This is a genomic window from Rathayibacter sp. AY1D2, from assembly GCF_002932695.1.
In the GTDB taxonomy this organism is placed as follows: Bacteria; Actinomycetota; Actinomycetes; order Actinomycetales; family Microbacteriaceae; genus Rathayibacter.
This window is the reverse complement of the sequence record NZ_PSVX01000011.1, coordinates 1-13386: the sequence shown is the minus strand read 5'-3', so window position 1 is coordinate 13386 and position 13386 is coordinate 1. Positions and strand designations below refer to the sequence as shown.

Sequence of the window (13386 nt, the reverse complement as noted above, 5' to 3'; positions counted from 1 at the left end):
AGTAACCGCCGAGCGCGCGGGACCGTGGTCAGCGCAGCGCCGAGAGCGCGACCGCCACGCCGTCCTGGTGGACCGAGGGGATCACGGCGGAGGCCACGGCCCGCACCTCGTCGGGCGCCTGCCCCATCGCGAGCCCTGCGCCCTCGGCGGCGGCCCATGTGAGCATCTCGATGTCGTTGCGGCCGTCGCCCAGCGCGACCACGTCGCTCCGCTCGATGCCCAGCTCCTCGCGGACGACCTCGAGCGCGGTGGACTTGTTGACGCCGTGCGGGGCGATGTCGAGCCAGGCGGTCCAGCCGATCGCGTAGCTGACCTGGTGCAGGCCCATCTCCTCGACCAGCGAGGTGAACTCCTCGATGCCGGTCTCGGGCGAGATCACGACGACGCGGGTGCACAGCCGGCCGAGCAGCTCCTCGAAGGGGACGTGGGTCGTCTCGGCACCCATCACGGCACCGCCCGGGAACGCCTCGGTGTAGAAGAAGGCGCCGTCCGCGTCCTCGACGGCGTAGTGCGCGTCGGGGAGGGAACGGCGCATGGTCTCGAGGACCTCCGTCGGGTCGAAGGTCTCGACCGTCTCGGGGACGTACGCACCGGACGCGTCGCGGCGGAGCGTGACCGCTCCGTTGCAGCAGATCACGTACTCGGGCGAGATCCCGAGGCGCTCAACGACGGGCAGGGTGGAGGAGGGCGAGCGCCCGGTGGCGAGCATCACCTCGTCGCCCTGGGCGGCCACGCGGGTGATCGCGTCCGTCACCGCGCGGGTGATGGTGCCGTCCTCGTGCATGACGGTGCCGTCGATGTCGAGGGCGACGAGGCGGCGGCCGGAGGCGCGGGCCGCGCTCATGCGACGGGCTCGAGCACCTCGAGGCCGCCGAGGTGGGGCTGCAGCGCCTCGGGGACGAGCACCGAGCCGTCCGCCCGCTGGTGGGTCTCGAGGAGGGCGACGATCCAGCGGGTGGTCGCGAGCGTGCCGTTGAGGGTGGCGACCGGAGCCGTCCTCCCCGACTCGGTGCGGTAGCGGGTGTCGAGGCGGCGGGCCTGGAACGTGGTGCAGTTCGAGGTCGAGGTCAGCTCGCGGTAGGTCTCCTGCGTGGGGACCCACGCCTCCACGTCGAACTTGCGCGCCGCGCTCTGGCCGAGGTCGCCGGCCGCCGTGTCGATGACGCGGTAGTGCAGGCCGAGGCTCTGCAGGACGTCCTCCTGGTACGAGAGGAGGCGCGCGTGCTCCGCCTCGGCGTCCTCGGGGAGGGCGTAGACGAACATCTCGAGCTTGCTGAACTGGTGCACGCGGATGATGCCGCGGGTGTCCCGTCCGCCCGAGCCCGCCTCGCGGCGGTAGCAGGTGCTCCAGCCCGCGTAGCGCTTCGCGCCGCCGGAGAGGTCGAGGATCTCGTCGGCGTGGTAGCCGGCGAGGGCGACCTCGCTGGTGCCGGTGAGGTAGAGGTCGTCGTCGCGGAGGCGGTACACCTCGTCGTCGTGCTCGCCGAGGAAGCCGGTGCCGTCCATGATCTCGGGGCGCACGAGGGTCGGCGTGATCAGCGGGGTGAAGCCGGCGGCGAGCGCCTTCTCGAGGCCCAGGTTCATCAGCGCGATCTCGAGGCGGGCGACCAGGCCCTTGAGGAAGTAGAAGCGCGCGCCGCTGACCTTCGCGCCGCGCTGCATGTCGATGCCGTCCAGCAGCTCGCCGAGCTCGAGGTGGTCGCGCGGGGCGAAGTCGAAGACGGGGCGCTCGCCGACCGTCCTGACGAGCTCGAACGACTCCTCGCCGCCCGCGGGGACGCCCTCGATGATCGGGTTGGCGATGCGCTTCACCAGCACGGTGAAGGCGTCGTCGGCCTCGGACGCCTCCTGCTGGGCCTGCTTGGCGGCGGCGGCGAGGCGCTGGGCCTCGGCGACGAGGGCCGCCTTCTCGTCCTTCGGAGCCTTGGCGACGGTCTTGCCGAAGGCGTTCTGCTCGGCTCGGAGCCGCTCCGCCTCGGTGATCGCCGCACGGCGCACGCGGTCGGCCTCGAGCGCCTCGTCGACCAGCTCGACGGAGTCGCCGCGCGCCTCCTGCGAGCGCTTCAGGACGTCCGGGTTCTCGCGCAGAAGTACGGGATCAATCACCCCAGCAGTGTAGAGGAGGGCCGGGACGGGCCGCCGCCCGCGCGTACCCCCGGGGCCGGCTGAGCATCGGCCGCGAGGAGGCATCCGATCGCGCGGGCGGCTGCGAATGTGAGTCGTCCCCCGAGAACGTCCCCCCGCGTTCGACACCCCTGCTCCCCTGAAGGCTCTCCCATGCACGCCACCCCCCTCATCGACGCGACCCCCGGCGTCGTCCTCGAGCGCGACGGCTCCGTCGCCCGGATCACCCTCAACCGCCCCGACGCCCTCAACGCGATCGATCTCGGCACCGCGCGACTGCTGCTGAGCACCGTCGCCGATCTCGACGCCGACGCCGGCTGCTCCGTCATCGTGATCGCCGCGGCCGGCCGCGCGTTCTGCACGGGCGGCGACATCTCGGCGATCATGGGGTCCGAGCACCCGGACCACTACCTGCGCGACGTCGCGACCACGACCGCCCAGGTCATCCGCCTGCTCGAGGACAGCCGCGCCGTCGTCGTCTGCGCGATCGACGGCATGGTCGCCGGCGCCGGCATCGCCTTCGCTCTGGCCGCCGACATCGTGATAGCGACTCCCGCCGCCCTCTTCCTCAGCGCGTACGGCGACGTCGGGCTCGTCCCGGACGTCGGAGTCACCGCCGCGCTCCCCCGCGTCGTCGGCCGCCGCCGCGCGCTGGACTTCGTGCTGTCCGGCCGCCCGGTCCGCGCGGCCGAGGCGCTGGAGTGGCAGCTCGTGACCGAGGTCGTGCCGCGCGCCGACCTCGCCGGCCGCGTCGACGAGCGCCTGCGCGCCCTGGCGGCGAAGCCGGCGCACGTCGCGTCCGCCGCCCGCCGCCTCCTGCGCACCGACCCGCTCGACCGCGCCGAGCGCATCGTCGAGGAGACGGACACCCTGGTCGAGTTCCTGGCGGTCCCCGCCACGCGCACGCTCCTGGACGCCGAGCACGAGCGCCAGGCCCGACGCGCCGCCCGGGCGACGGCCTCGCTCTGACCCGGCGCGAGCGTCCTCGACGACGCTCCGGCTCCGGGCCGGGCGGACGTCCGCCCGACGGCCCGCGGATCGGCCGGGCGTTCTCCTCCGATCTCGGCTACGGTGGTCCCCGCGAAGGGGAGTAGTTCCCACCGTCCGCCGAGCGGACGACGAGGCGCGTCGACATGCTGGTCCGGGACGATCCGGGCCCGGCGCTCCACCCCGGCTCCGGCCGGGGCGAACGAGACCTTCGGTCAGTCGACGCACGTCCTGACCGGTCCTCTCGCGCGGGTCGGCGGACCTGAGCCAGGAGATCGCATGGCGACCACCGCCCCCACCCCCAGTCCCGCACAGGTGCGCCGCTGGCGCCGCTACCTCGCCGACGAGCTCGCCGAGGCCTCCGTGTACCGCGACCTCGCCGGCCGCCGCTCCGGCGAGGAGCGGGAGATCCTGCTCGCGCTCGCCGTGGCCGAGGGACGCCACGAGGAGCACTGGCGCGAGCTGCTCGGCTCCGCGGCGGAGCCCGCGCCCCGCCCGGACCTCCGCACGCGCTTCCTCGGCTTCCTCACCCGCCGTTTCGGCTCCGTGTTCGTCCTCGCCCTGATCCAGCGCGCCGAGGCCCGCTCCCCCTACGCCGACGACGACGACGCCACCGAGGCGATGGCCGCCGACGAGCGGATCCACGGCGAGGTCGTCCGCGGGCTCGCCGAGCGCGGTCGCAACCGCCTCTCCGGGACGTTCCGCGCGGCGGTCTTCGGAGCGAACGACGGCCTGGTCTCGAACCTCGCCCTCGTGCTCGGAGTGGGGGCGAGCGGAGTCGGGACGGGCGTCGTCCTGTTCACGGGCATCGCGGGCCTGCTCGCCGGCGCCCTCTCGATGGGCGCGGGCGAGTTCGTCTCGGTGCGCTCGCAGCGCGAGCTGCTCTCGGCCTCCAGCCCGGACCTCGACGCGAACCGCATCGTCCCCGATCTGGACGTCGACGCGAACGAGCTCGCCCTGGTCTACCGCGCTCGCGGGATGACCCAGGAGCAGGCCGACGCGCGTGCCGCCTCCGTCTTCACGGGCCTGCGCGGCGGCGCCGTCACCTCCCCCATCACGCTGGGCGGTCCCGCAGGAGACCCCGACGTCGACGAGCACGAGTCGATCGGCACGGGCATGGGCGCGGCGCTGTCGAGCTTCTGCTTCTTCGCCTCGGGCGCGATCATCCCGGTGCTGCCCTACCTGCTCGGCCTGACGGGGCTCGCCGCGGTGGTCGTCGCCTGCGTGCTCGTGGGCATCGCCCTGCTCGCCACCGGCGCGGTCGTCGGGCTGCTCTCAGGCGCCCCGCCGCTGGCCCGGGCGCTGCGCCAGCTCGGGATCGGCTACGGCGCGGCACTGGTGACCTACCTCCTCGGCCTGCTCTTCGGCGCGTCCGGAGTCTGAGCCTCGGCCTCGAGGAGCTGCGCGGACTCGCGCGGCTCCTCGGCGCGGGGCCGCACGACGACGCCGCGCCACCGCAGCGCGGCCACTCCGACCGCCAGCAGCAGCGACGCCGGCAGGCAGCCCAGCAGGGGGATGCAGGAGTAGTAGAGGAGCTGCCGCTGGATCCACGCGGGCGAGGGCACGTCGGAGTCGCCGTAGTAGGGCGGAGGCGGCGAGGAGTAGCCGGTGTAGAGGAGCGCGAGGCCGATCAGGGTCCCCGCGAGGCCGGCGAGCAGGAGCACGAGGAGCCACGGGTTCCGCAGCAGGGGCGCCTCGCGCACGGGCTCGGCGGGAGGTGCGGGAGCGGGGTCGGCGGCCGGCTCCGGCAGGGGTGCGGGCGCAGTCTCGGCGCCGAGGCGGTGCGACCGCCGGCCCTCGGCGGCTCCGGCGATGTCGGGCAGGGCCATGATGCGGCGCGGTCCCGGCACGGACGAGGAGCCGGGGCGGACCACGCGCGACTCCGGGGGCGCGGGACGAGCGGCGGCTCCGGACGTGGCGGCGGGAGCGCCGGGGGCGGCACCCGTGCCGGGCCTGGCGAACGCCCGCTCGTCGCCTCTCAGACGCTCCACCGGTCCCGAGAACCCGCGCTGGAAGGCCGGGTCGTAGCGCGGGTCGACCCGTTCGTCGTCGTCAGTCATCGTCGCGACCCGTCATCGTCGTCCCCGGTCATCGTCGACCTCCGGCTCATGGGAGAGGATCCCGCGCAGCCAGTCGCGGGCCTCGAGGAACACCTCGTCGTCGTAGCGTCGCACGGAGGTGACCGGGCGGCGGTCAGCGCGCGGATACGAGCCGAGGAAGATCACCTTCGGGCTGAAGCGCCGCAGCCCCATCAGCGCGTCGGCGACCCGCTCGTCCTGGACGTGCCCGTCGAGGTCGATGACGAACCGGTACCGGCCCAGGGCGTCGCCGATCGGCCGCGACTGGATCATGCTCAGGTTCACCCCGCGGGTCGCGAACTGCTCGAGCATGTCGAGCAGGGCGCCCGGCTGGTCGGCCGGGAGCTCGGCGATCACGCTGGTCTTGTCGGCGCCGGTCGGCTCGGGCAGCGCGTGCGAGCGCGAGACGTGCACGAAGCGCGTGACGGCGTTCGGGTTGTCGCCGATCCGCTCCGCCAGCACCGCGACGTCGTGGTGGGCGACGATCCCGGGAGGGGCGATGGCCGCGTCCGCGGGAGATCCGCCCAGCAGGTCGACGGTGGCCTGGACGTTGCTGGAGGCCGTCAGGTGCTCGTGGCTGGGGATCTCGCGGTCGAGCCACACCCGGCACTGCCCGTAGGCGACGGGGTGCGCGGCGACGGTGCGCACCTCCTCGAGGCTCGTCCCCGGGCGGCCGACCAGGATGAACGACACCGGCACCAGGTACTCGCCGACGATGCGCAGCCCCGGGATCCGCGCCAGCGCGTCCTGCGCGGCCGTCACTCCGCCCTCGACCGAGTTCTCGATCGCGATCACCGCGCCGTCGCTGCGGCCGGTGACCAGATCGCTCAGCGCCTCCCCCACGTTCGCGACGCTGCGCCACAGCTGTCCGCGCGCCTCCGGGACCTGCGCGAGGGCCGCCTCCGTGAACGTGCCGCTGGGCCCGAGATAGCTGTAGGCACGGGTCTCGGGGGCGCTGTCGGGCATGGCGCAAGCCTAGCCAGCCGCGGTACCCCTGGAGGGGGCCGGACTGCCACTATGGACCGCATGACCGATCGCGCAGGGAAGCCGGCACAGGCCTCCGATCTCATCGACGTCGAGGCCCTCGTGAGGGCGTACTACGAGAAGAAGCCGGACGTCTCCGACCCGGCTCAGAAGGTGGTGTTCGGCACCTCGGGCCACCGCGGATCCTCGTTCGACACGGCCTTCAACGAGGACCACATCGCCGCCGTCACCCAGGCGATCGTCGAGTACCGGACCGAGCAGGGCATCACCGGCCCGCTGTTCATCGGCGCCGACACGCACGGGCTCTCCCGCCCGGCCCTCACCACCGCCCTCGAGGTCCTGGTGGGCAACCAGGTCCGCGTGCTCGTGGACGAGTTCGACGACTTCGTGCCGACCCCGGCGCTCAGCCACGCGATCCTCCGCTACAACAACGACCCCGCGCACACCGACCGGGCCGACGGCATCGTGGTCACCCCCTCGCACAACCCGCCCCGCGACGGCGGCTTCAAGTACAACCCGCCGCACGGCGGCCCCGCCGACTCCGACGCGACGACCTGGATCGCCGACCGGGCCAACGAGCTCATCGCCGACGGCAACCGCGGCGTGACCTCGGCCGAGCCCTCCGCGGTCGAGACCTACGACTACCGCACGCACTACGTCGCGGACCTGGCGAACATCATCGACCTCGACGCGATCCGGAAGGCCGGCGTGCGGATCGGGGCCGACCCCCTCGGCGGCGCCTCCGTGCACTACTGGCAGCTGATCGCCGAGATGCACGGCCTCGACCTGACCGTGGTGAACGGGGAGGTCGACCCGGCCTGGGGCTTCATGACCCTCGACTGGGACGGCAAGATCCGGATGGACCCGTCCTCCCCCAGCGCGATGGCCTCGGTGGTCGCGCGCGCCGGCGACTTCGACATCCTCACCGGCAACGACGCCGACGCGGACCGGCACGGCATCGTCACCCCCGACGGCGGGCTGATGAACCCCAACCACTACCTGGCCGTCGCGATCGACTACCTCTACCGCCACCGCACCGGCTGGCGCGAGGACGCGGCGATCGGCAAGACACTGGTCTCCTCCTCGATCATCGACCGGGTCGCGGAGTCGCTGGGCCGGCGCCTCTGGGAGGTCCCGGTGGGCTTCAAGTGGTTCGTCCCCGGGCTGGTCGACGGCTCGGTCGGCTTCGGGGGCGAGGAGTCCGCGGGCGCCTCGTTCCTCCGCTTCGACGGCACCGTCTGGACCACCGACAAGGACGGCATCCTCCTCGCGCTGCTCGCCTCCGAGATCGTGGCGGTCACCGGGAAGAGCCCGTCGGCGCTCTACCGCGAGCTGACCGAGCGCTTCGGCGACCCGGTCTACGAGCGCGTGGACGCGGTGGCGACGAAGGCGCAGAAGGCGGCCCTCGGCAAGCTGGACGGCGACGCGATCGCGGCGACGACCCTCGCAGGGTCCGAGATCACCGCGAAGCTCTCGAAGGCGCCCGGCAACGGCGCGGCCGTCGGAGGCGTCAAGGTCGTCACGGAGGACGCCTGGTTCGCCGCGCGCCCCTCCGGCACCGAGGACGTCTACAAGATCTACGCCGAGAGCTTCCGCGGCCTCGACCACCTGCACGAGGTCCAGGCCGAGGCGCGCACGATCGTGGACGCGGCGCTGAACTCCTAGGCGCTGCGCTCAGTCGCCCGAGAAGGCTCGTTCCCGCCCAGGAGGACGAGCCTTCTCGGGCGACTCAGCGGCGGTGAGGAAAGGGCCGGCTACCAGCGCGGGTGGACGGTGGGGCGGAAGTGGGTGTCGTAGAGGGCGTTCACGGCCTCCATGAAGGCGGGGCCGAGGGGCGCGGCGGAGGCGGCGGCCGCGTTGGCGCGGGCCTGCTCGGGCGAGCGGGCGCCGGGGATCACCGAGGTGACGCCCTCCTGCTGGATGATCCAGGCGAGTGCGGCCGCCGCGGGGGCGAGGCCGTGGTCGTCGGCGAGGCGGGAGAACTCCTGCGCGGCCTCCACGCCGGTCGCGAAGTCGACGCCCGAGAAGGTCTCGCCGACGTCGAAGGCGGAGCCGTCGCGGTTGTAGCTGCGGTGGTCCTCCGGCGCGAACACGGTCTCGGTCGTGTAGCGGCCGCTGAGCAGGCCCGAGGCGAGCGGGACGCGCGCGAGGATGCCGACGCCGGCCTCGCGGGCGGCGGGCAGCACCTCGTCGAGCGGCTTGAGGCGGAACGCGTTCAGGATGATCTGGACGCTCGCGACGTTCGGGCGGGCGATGGCGGTCAGCGCCTCCTCCGTGCGCTCGACCGAGACGCCGTAGGCGGCGATCGCGCCCTCGGCGACGAGGGTGTCGAGGGCGTCGTAGACGGCGTCGTCGGAGTAGACGGAGGTGGGCGGGCAGTGCAGCTGCACCAGATCGAGGGTGTCGACGCCGAGGTTGGCGCGCGAGCGGTCGGTCCAGGCGCGGAAGTTGTCGAGCACGTAGTTGGCGGGGATCTGCTCCGCGCGACGGCCCATCTTGGTGGCGACGAAGACCTGCGCGTCGGGGTGCGCCGCGCGGTAGGCGCCGATCGTCCGCTCGCTGCGGCCGTCGCCGTAGACGTCGGCGGTGTCGAAGAGGGTCACCCCCGACTCCACCGCTGCGTCGAGCACGGCGAGGGCGTCGGTCTCGGCGACGTCCCCCCAGTCGGCACCGAGCTGCCAGGTTCCGAGGCCGACGACGGAGACGGGGGCGCCGGTGCGTCCGAGGATTCGAGTTTCCATGCCTCCACCGTAGGTGCGGCCGAGCCCGCGGCGGACCCCCTTGCGCGTGCTCTAACGTCGAGGGCATGCCCCTCCTCGTGCTCGGAAGCGCCAACCTCGACCACGTCCACCGGGTCGCCCGCATCCCCGCTCCCGGAGAGACGGTGCTCGCCCTCGATGCGAGCACCTTCCCGGGCGGCAAGGGCCTCAACCAGGCCGTCGCGGCCGCACGGACCGAGCCCGGCACCGTCTTCGTCACGAGCCTCGGACGCGACTCGGCGGGAGACCGGCTCGCCGCGGTCCTCGGCGAGGAGCCGCTGGAGCTGCGCGCCCGCCGCGGCGACGTCCGCACCGGCACCGCGCAGATCACCGTGGACGAGCGCGGGGAGAACGCGATCGTCGTCGACTCCGGAGCGAACGCCGCCCTGGTCGGGTTGACCGCCGAGGAGTCGGCCCTGGTGGCGGCGGCCGACGCCCTGCTCCTCCAGCTCGAGATCCCGACAGCGACGGTGACGGAAGCGGCCCGCGCCGCGCGCGCCGGCGGCACGGTGTCGATCCTGAACGCCGCTCCGATCGGACCGCTGCCGGAGGAGCTCCTGGCGGTGCTCGACGTGCTGATCGTCAACGAGCACGAGGCCCGCGAGCTCGCCGCCGATCGCGGCATCACCGCCGCCGACGACGACGCGCTCGCCGCTGCCCTCACCGCGCTGGTGCCGCTCGTGCTGGTCACCCTCGGCTCCGACGGCGTCGTCGTGGCGGTCCGCGACCGCGAGCCGGAGCGCACCCCGGCCTTCCGGGTGGAGGCCGTGGACACCACCGGCGCCGGCGACACCTTCTGCGGCGCCTTCTCGGCCCGGCTCGCCGCCACGGGAGCACGGCTCGACGATCCGGAGCAGCTGGTCGCCCTCACCCGCTGGGCGAGCGCGGCCGCGGCGATCTCGGTCACACGCGCCGGAGCGGCGGTGTCCGCGCCGACGGCGGCCGAGACGGACGCGTTCCTCGCCGAGCGCGCCTGAGGGGGAAGCTCTTCGGGGAGGCTCGCCTGAGCGGGAAGCTCCTCAGGGAGGACGGAGCGGACACCGACCTCGGGCGCCCTGCAGCACCGTCGCTCCGGTCGGCACGGTGCACTCCGGAGAAGCACGAGAGCGCTCGGCCCGGCTCCGCTCCTCACGGCGGGGCGTCCCGCCCGGCGGACAGCCGCGCCCGCTCCCCGATCCGGCTAGTCGATCGCGGCGACCCGGACGGTCACCCGCGGCCGCAGCTCCGGATGCACCCGGACGCACCACTCGCGCACCGCGGCTCCGATCGCGCGCGCCACGTCCGGCGCGGACGCCTCCGCGGTCACGCAGAGGTCGACGGCCACGGACACCTCGTCCCCCGCGACGCGGACCAGAACCGGATCGGCGAACGTGCCGCCGCTCGCGGTGCCCAGCGGCTCGACCACGATCCCGGTCGCGCTCAGCGCCGTCGCCGCGTGCGCGAGCACGTCGCGCACCTCGGGCCTGGCCGGCATCAGGGTCGCGACGCCGTCCAGGGCGCGCAGCTCCGCAACGAGCGCGGACACCGGATCGACCGGGGCCGCCGACTCGAGGCCGCTCACGACTCCTCCGTCCCGGGGACGTAGACGTCCTCCACGCGGACGTCGATCCTCGACACCCGCAGCTCGGTCTGGGTCAGCAGCCGCGAGTGCACGCGCTCGCGCACCTGCTGGGCCGCCTCGGCGATCGGCACCCCCCAGAAGACCGAGATCGTCAGCTCCACCACGACCTCCGCGCCCGGCTCGGCGATGTCGCCGACCAGGCGGCAGCGGCCGACCAGCACGCCGGCGACGCTGTCCCCCGCCTCGCGCACGAGTCCGCGGACCGCTCCCTCGGTGATCGTGAGCGCCACGTCGGGCTGGACGCTCGCCAGCGGGATGTCGCGTCCGGCCCGCGACTCGCGGCGGACCTGGGTGAGGATCGAGCCGAACCAGCTCTCCTCCGGCGCGGGCAGGCGTGCGGCGTCGTCGTCGATGAGCGCGCCGGAGAGGGCGCGCACGCGCTCGAGGGCGCGCAGAGTGCGCCGGTGCTCCGGCGACTCCTCGATGGCGGGGTCGTACGGCGTGCGCCCGCGGTCGAGGTAGTCGCTCAGCTCGTCGATGCCGATGCCGTCGCCCTCCTGCTCCGTCGCGTCCGCCTCCTGCTCGAGCGCGGGCGGCAGCACGACGTCGTGCTCCCCCGCGCGCTCCGGCCCGTCGCCGGGACCCTGGTCCGCGTTCATCGCGTCTGCTCCCTCATCGCCAGTCCTCCATCGCCACGACCAGCGACTCGCGCGCGCGGGCCAGCTTGCCCCGCACGGCGGTCACCGTGAGACCGAGGTGATCGGCGATCTCGTTGTACGACTCCCCGCCGACCTCGCGCAGCACCCAGCACTGCCGCTGCGACTCCGGCAGCTCGGACAGGGCGTGCGCGAGAGCCCGCATGGCGTCGCTCTGCTCGGCGGCCTCGAACGGGCCGGGCTCTCGGGCCGGGGGATGCTCCACGGCGTCGACGTCGTCGGTCGGGCGGCGCTGGCGCAGCAGGTCGACGCTGGAGCGGCTGACGATCCGCATCATCCAGCTGCGCACGCTCGCCGGCTCCTTGAGCTGCGGGAGCTGCGCCCAGACCGTGATCAGCGCGTTCTGCACGGCGTCGGAGGCGTCGGCCTGCGAGCCGGTGAGGCGCCAGGCGTAGGCGCGGAGGATCGACTGGTGCCGCTTGACGAGCACCTCGAAGGCGCGCACGTCGCCCTCGGCGGAGCGCTCGGCGAGCAGCGCGTCGCTCGCCGCTTCCAGTCCGGGCACGGCGCCTCCTCCCTCTCCGCTCACGCGGCCTCGGGCCGCCTTACAGGTGACGCTCAGGAAAAAGTCCGCCGAGCACCGTGACGAACGCCGTCCGGGCTCCGTCTCACTCATGAAAGCACAGCCCGACCGGATTCCCGCCGGGCCTTCGACCCCGGTCTGCTCAGCAACGGCAGCCGATGAGACGTCCAGGAGACCTCATGAGCGACACCACGCGCACCCCCTCCACCACCCGCGTCGACAAGACCTCCGTCGACACGGTCACGACCCTCGGCGGCTCGCGGACCTCCGGCACCGCTCAGGGCACCACGGTCATCGACGACAGCGTCGTGGCCAAGGTCGCCGGCATCGCGGCCCGTCAAGTGCCCGGCGTCTTCGCCCTCGGCAACAACGCCGCCCGCGCCTTCGGCGCGATCCGCCAGGCCGTCGGCGGCGCCGACCACGCCCAGGGCGTGAGCGTCGAGGTCGGCGAGACCCAGGTCGCGGCCGACGTGACCATCGTCGTCGAGTACCCCGTGCCGATGCAGAAGGTCGCCGACTCCGTCCGCGCCGCCGTCTCCGAGGCCATCACCGAGCTCGTCGGCATGGCCGTCTCCGAGATCAACGTCGCCGTCGTCGACGTGCACATCCCCGGCGACGACAAGGACGACGAGGCCACCGAGAGCCGCGTCCGATGAGCGACTTCCAGCGACCCGCGCCCACCGCCCCCGGCGGCCGCAGCACCGTGCTCGGTGTCGTGATCGGCGCGATCCTCGCCTTCGCGGCCCTGATGTTCGGCTTCTGGGGCTTCGTCCTGACCGCCCTCTTCATGGCCCTCGGCGTCGTGATCGCCCGCATCGCCGACGGCACCCTCGACGTGCGCAGCCTCGTGGACGTGTTCCGCGGCCGCACCACCTCCCGCTAGGAGCCCACCGTGACCGCTCTCGACACGCGTCCCGCATCGCCGGTGGCGGGCACCGTCACCATCACCGTCCGCTCCATCGAGCGCGCCGCCGTGGCGATCGTCCACGAGGAGCTGGGCGTGGAGGTCTCCGCGATCCGCGTCCGCCTCTCCGACGACCGGGGCGGCCTCGCCCTCGCGGTGACCGCGCCGGTCGTCGTCGAGCCGGGCACCGCCCCGGCCGGCGGCTCCCTGCTCGAGCGCCTGCACGGCGACCGCACCCGCATCGCCTCCCGCATGGAGGCGCTGACCGGGCGCACCGTCAGCCGGATCGACATCCGGGTCACGGGCACCCGCACCCGAAGCACGAGGAGAGTCGCATGAGCCCCGCACCGTCGGCGCCCGACACCCGCTACAGCCGCTACCTCCGTCGCGAGACCCACAAGTCCCGCTCCGCCGCGCAGATCGTCGTCCTGGTGCTCATCGCCCTGGTCGCGGCCTACGTCGGCACGGAGGCGGTGCTCGCGATCCTCGGCGCCGCGCCCCTGCTCGCCGCACCGTCCGCCCTGCTGGGCGCGATCGTCGGAGTCGCGTCGCTGGCGAACCCCGCCCTCATCGGCGTGGCCGTCGGCGCGGGCGTCCTCGCTCTGGTCCTTCTGGTGCTCGCACTGGCACCCGGAGCCCGGGCCCGCCACACCGTGGACGACGACCGCCTCGCCGTGGTCGTGGACGACGGCGTGATCGCCTCCTCCCTGGCCCGCGCAGCCCGCACGGCCGCCCACTCCCGCCGCGAGG

15 protein-coding genes and 1 pseudogene are annotated in these 13386 nt (G+C 73.8%); 8 read left to right on the top strand and 8 right to left on the bottom strand.

What is annotated here, in order from left to right; genetic code table 11:
* Positions 1-28 precede the first annotated feature (28 nt).
* The gene (locus C5D04_RS04350) at positions 29-844 is read right to left on the bottom strand and encodes an HAD family hydrolase (protein ID WP_104347293.1); all 816 of its coding nucleotides are present in this window, start codon (positions 842-844) and stop codon (positions 29-31) included.
* Positions 841-2106 (bottom strand): serine--tRNA ligase, encoded by a 1266-nt coding sequence (serS, locus tag C5D04_RS04345; protein ID WP_104347292.1) that lies wholly within the window; start codon positions 2104-2106, stop codon positions 841-843. Before serS ends, C5D04_RS04350 begins: the two co-directional genes overlap by 4 nt.
* Positions 2107-2277: 171 nt before the next feature.
* Here serS and C5D04_RS04340 point away from each other — a divergent pair, with 171 nt between their 5' ends.
* Positions 2278-3093 carry an enoyl-CoA hydratase/isomerase family protein gene (locus C5D04_RS04340; RefSeq protein WP_104292497.1) on the top strand — a complete coding sequence of 272 codons (816 nt, stop codon included), beginning with the start codon at positions 2278-2280 and terminating at the stop codon, positions 3091-3093.
* A gap of 297 nt (positions 3094-3390) precedes the next feature.
* Positions 3391-4494, top strand: a complete 1104-nt coding sequence (locus C5D04_RS04335) for a VIT1/CCC1 family protein (RefSeq protein WP_104224963.1) — start codon at positions 3391-3393, stop codon at positions 4492-4494.
* Here C5D04_RS04335 and C5D04_RS04330 read toward each other — a convergent pair.
* Entirely contained in the window at positions 4455-5171 is a 717-nt protein-coding gene (locus C5D04_RS04330; RefSeq protein ID WP_104347291.1) for a hypothetical protein, read from the bottom strand. The genes C5D04_RS04335 and C5D04_RS04330 overlap by 40 nt on opposite strands.
* 12 nt (positions 5172-5183) lie before the next feature.
* A complete protein-coding gene (pheA, locus tag C5D04_RS04325; protein WP_104347290.1) occupies positions 5184-6155 on the bottom strand; it encodes a prephenate dehydratase in 972 nt (323 codons plus the stop codon).
* A 60-nt stretch (positions 6156-6215) separates the two neighbouring features.
* Between pheA and pgm the strand changes: the two genes are divergently transcribed.
* The gene (pgm, locus tag C5D04_RS04320; RefSeq protein WP_104226793.1) at positions 6216-7838 is read left to right on the top strand and encodes a phosphoglucomutase (alpha-D-glucose-1,6-bisphosphate-dependent); all 1623 of its coding nucleotides are present in this window, start codon (positions 6216-6218) and stop codon (positions 7836-7838) included.
* A gap of 89 nt (positions 7839-7927) precedes the next feature.
* Here the strand turns inward: pgm and C5D04_RS04315 are convergent, their stop codons facing one another.
* Complete coding sequence (locus C5D04_RS04315; protein ID WP_104226781.1) at positions 7928-8914, bottom strand: aldo/keto reductase; 987 nt, start codon at positions 8912-8914, stop codon at positions 7928-7930.
* Between the two features lie 65 nt (positions 8915-8979).
* On the opposite strand from C5D04_RS04315, the gene C5D04_RS04310 reads away from it, so the two are divergent.
* The gene (locus C5D04_RS04310) at positions 8980-9909 is read left to right on the top strand and encodes a ribokinase (protein WP_104347289.1); all 930 of its coding nucleotides are present in this window, start codon (positions 8980-8982) and stop codon (positions 9907-9909) included.
* A 203-nt stretch (positions 9910-10112) separates the two neighbouring features.
* On the opposite strand, the gene C5D04_RS04305 is transcribed toward C5D04_RS04310, so the two are convergent.
* The 3 genes from C5D04_RS04305 to C5D04_RS04295 are packed head-to-tail and all read right to left on the bottom strand — an operon-like array spanning position 10113 to position 11714.
* Positions 10113-10493 (bottom strand): hypothetical protein, encoded by a 381-nt coding sequence (locus tag C5D04_RS04305; protein WP_104326048.1) that lies wholly within the window; start codon positions 10491-10493, stop codon positions 10113-10115.
* Positions 10490-11152, bottom strand: coding sequence for an Asp23/Gls24 family envelope stress response protein (locus tag C5D04_RS04300; RefSeq protein WP_104233947.1), 663 nt, complete (start codon positions 11150-11152; stop codon positions 10490-10492). Before C5D04_RS04300 ends, C5D04_RS04305 begins: the two co-directional genes overlap by 4 nt.
* A gap of 13 nt (positions 11153-11165) precedes the next feature.
* On the bottom strand, positions 11166-11714 hold the full coding sequence (locus C5D04_RS04295; RefSeq protein ID WP_104224956.1) for an RNA polymerase sigma factor: 549 nt from the start codon (positions 11712-11714) through the stop codon (positions 11166-11168).
* A gap of 197 nt (positions 11715-11911) precedes the next feature.
* On the opposite strand from C5D04_RS04295, the gene C5D04_RS04290 reads away from it, so the two are divergent.
* The 4 genes and pseudogenes from C5D04_RS04290 to C5D04_RS04275 all read left to right on the top strand — a co-directional run.
* Complete coding sequence (locus C5D04_RS04290; protein ID WP_104224955.1) at positions 11912-12388, top strand: Asp23/Gls24 family envelope stress response protein; 477 nt, start codon at positions 11912-11914, stop codon at positions 12386-12388.
* Positions 12385-12615 carry a DUF2273 domain-containing protein gene (locus tag C5D04_RS04285; RefSeq protein ID WP_104292500.1) on the top strand — a complete coding sequence of 77 codons (231 nt, stop codon included), beginning with the start codon at positions 12385-12387 and terminating at the stop codon, positions 12613-12615. Before C5D04_RS04290 ends, C5D04_RS04285 begins: the two co-directional genes overlap by 4 nt.
* 9 nt (positions 12616-12624) lie before the next feature.
* Entirely contained in the window at positions 12625-12975 is a 351-nt protein-coding gene (locus C5D04_RS04280) for a hypothetical protein (protein WP_104224953.1), read from the top strand.
* Positions 12972-13386, top strand: a pseudogene (locus C5D04_RS04275) (hypothetical protein); the annotation flags it as partial. The gene C5D04_RS04280 and the pseudogene C5D04_RS04275, both read left to right, overlap by 4 nt.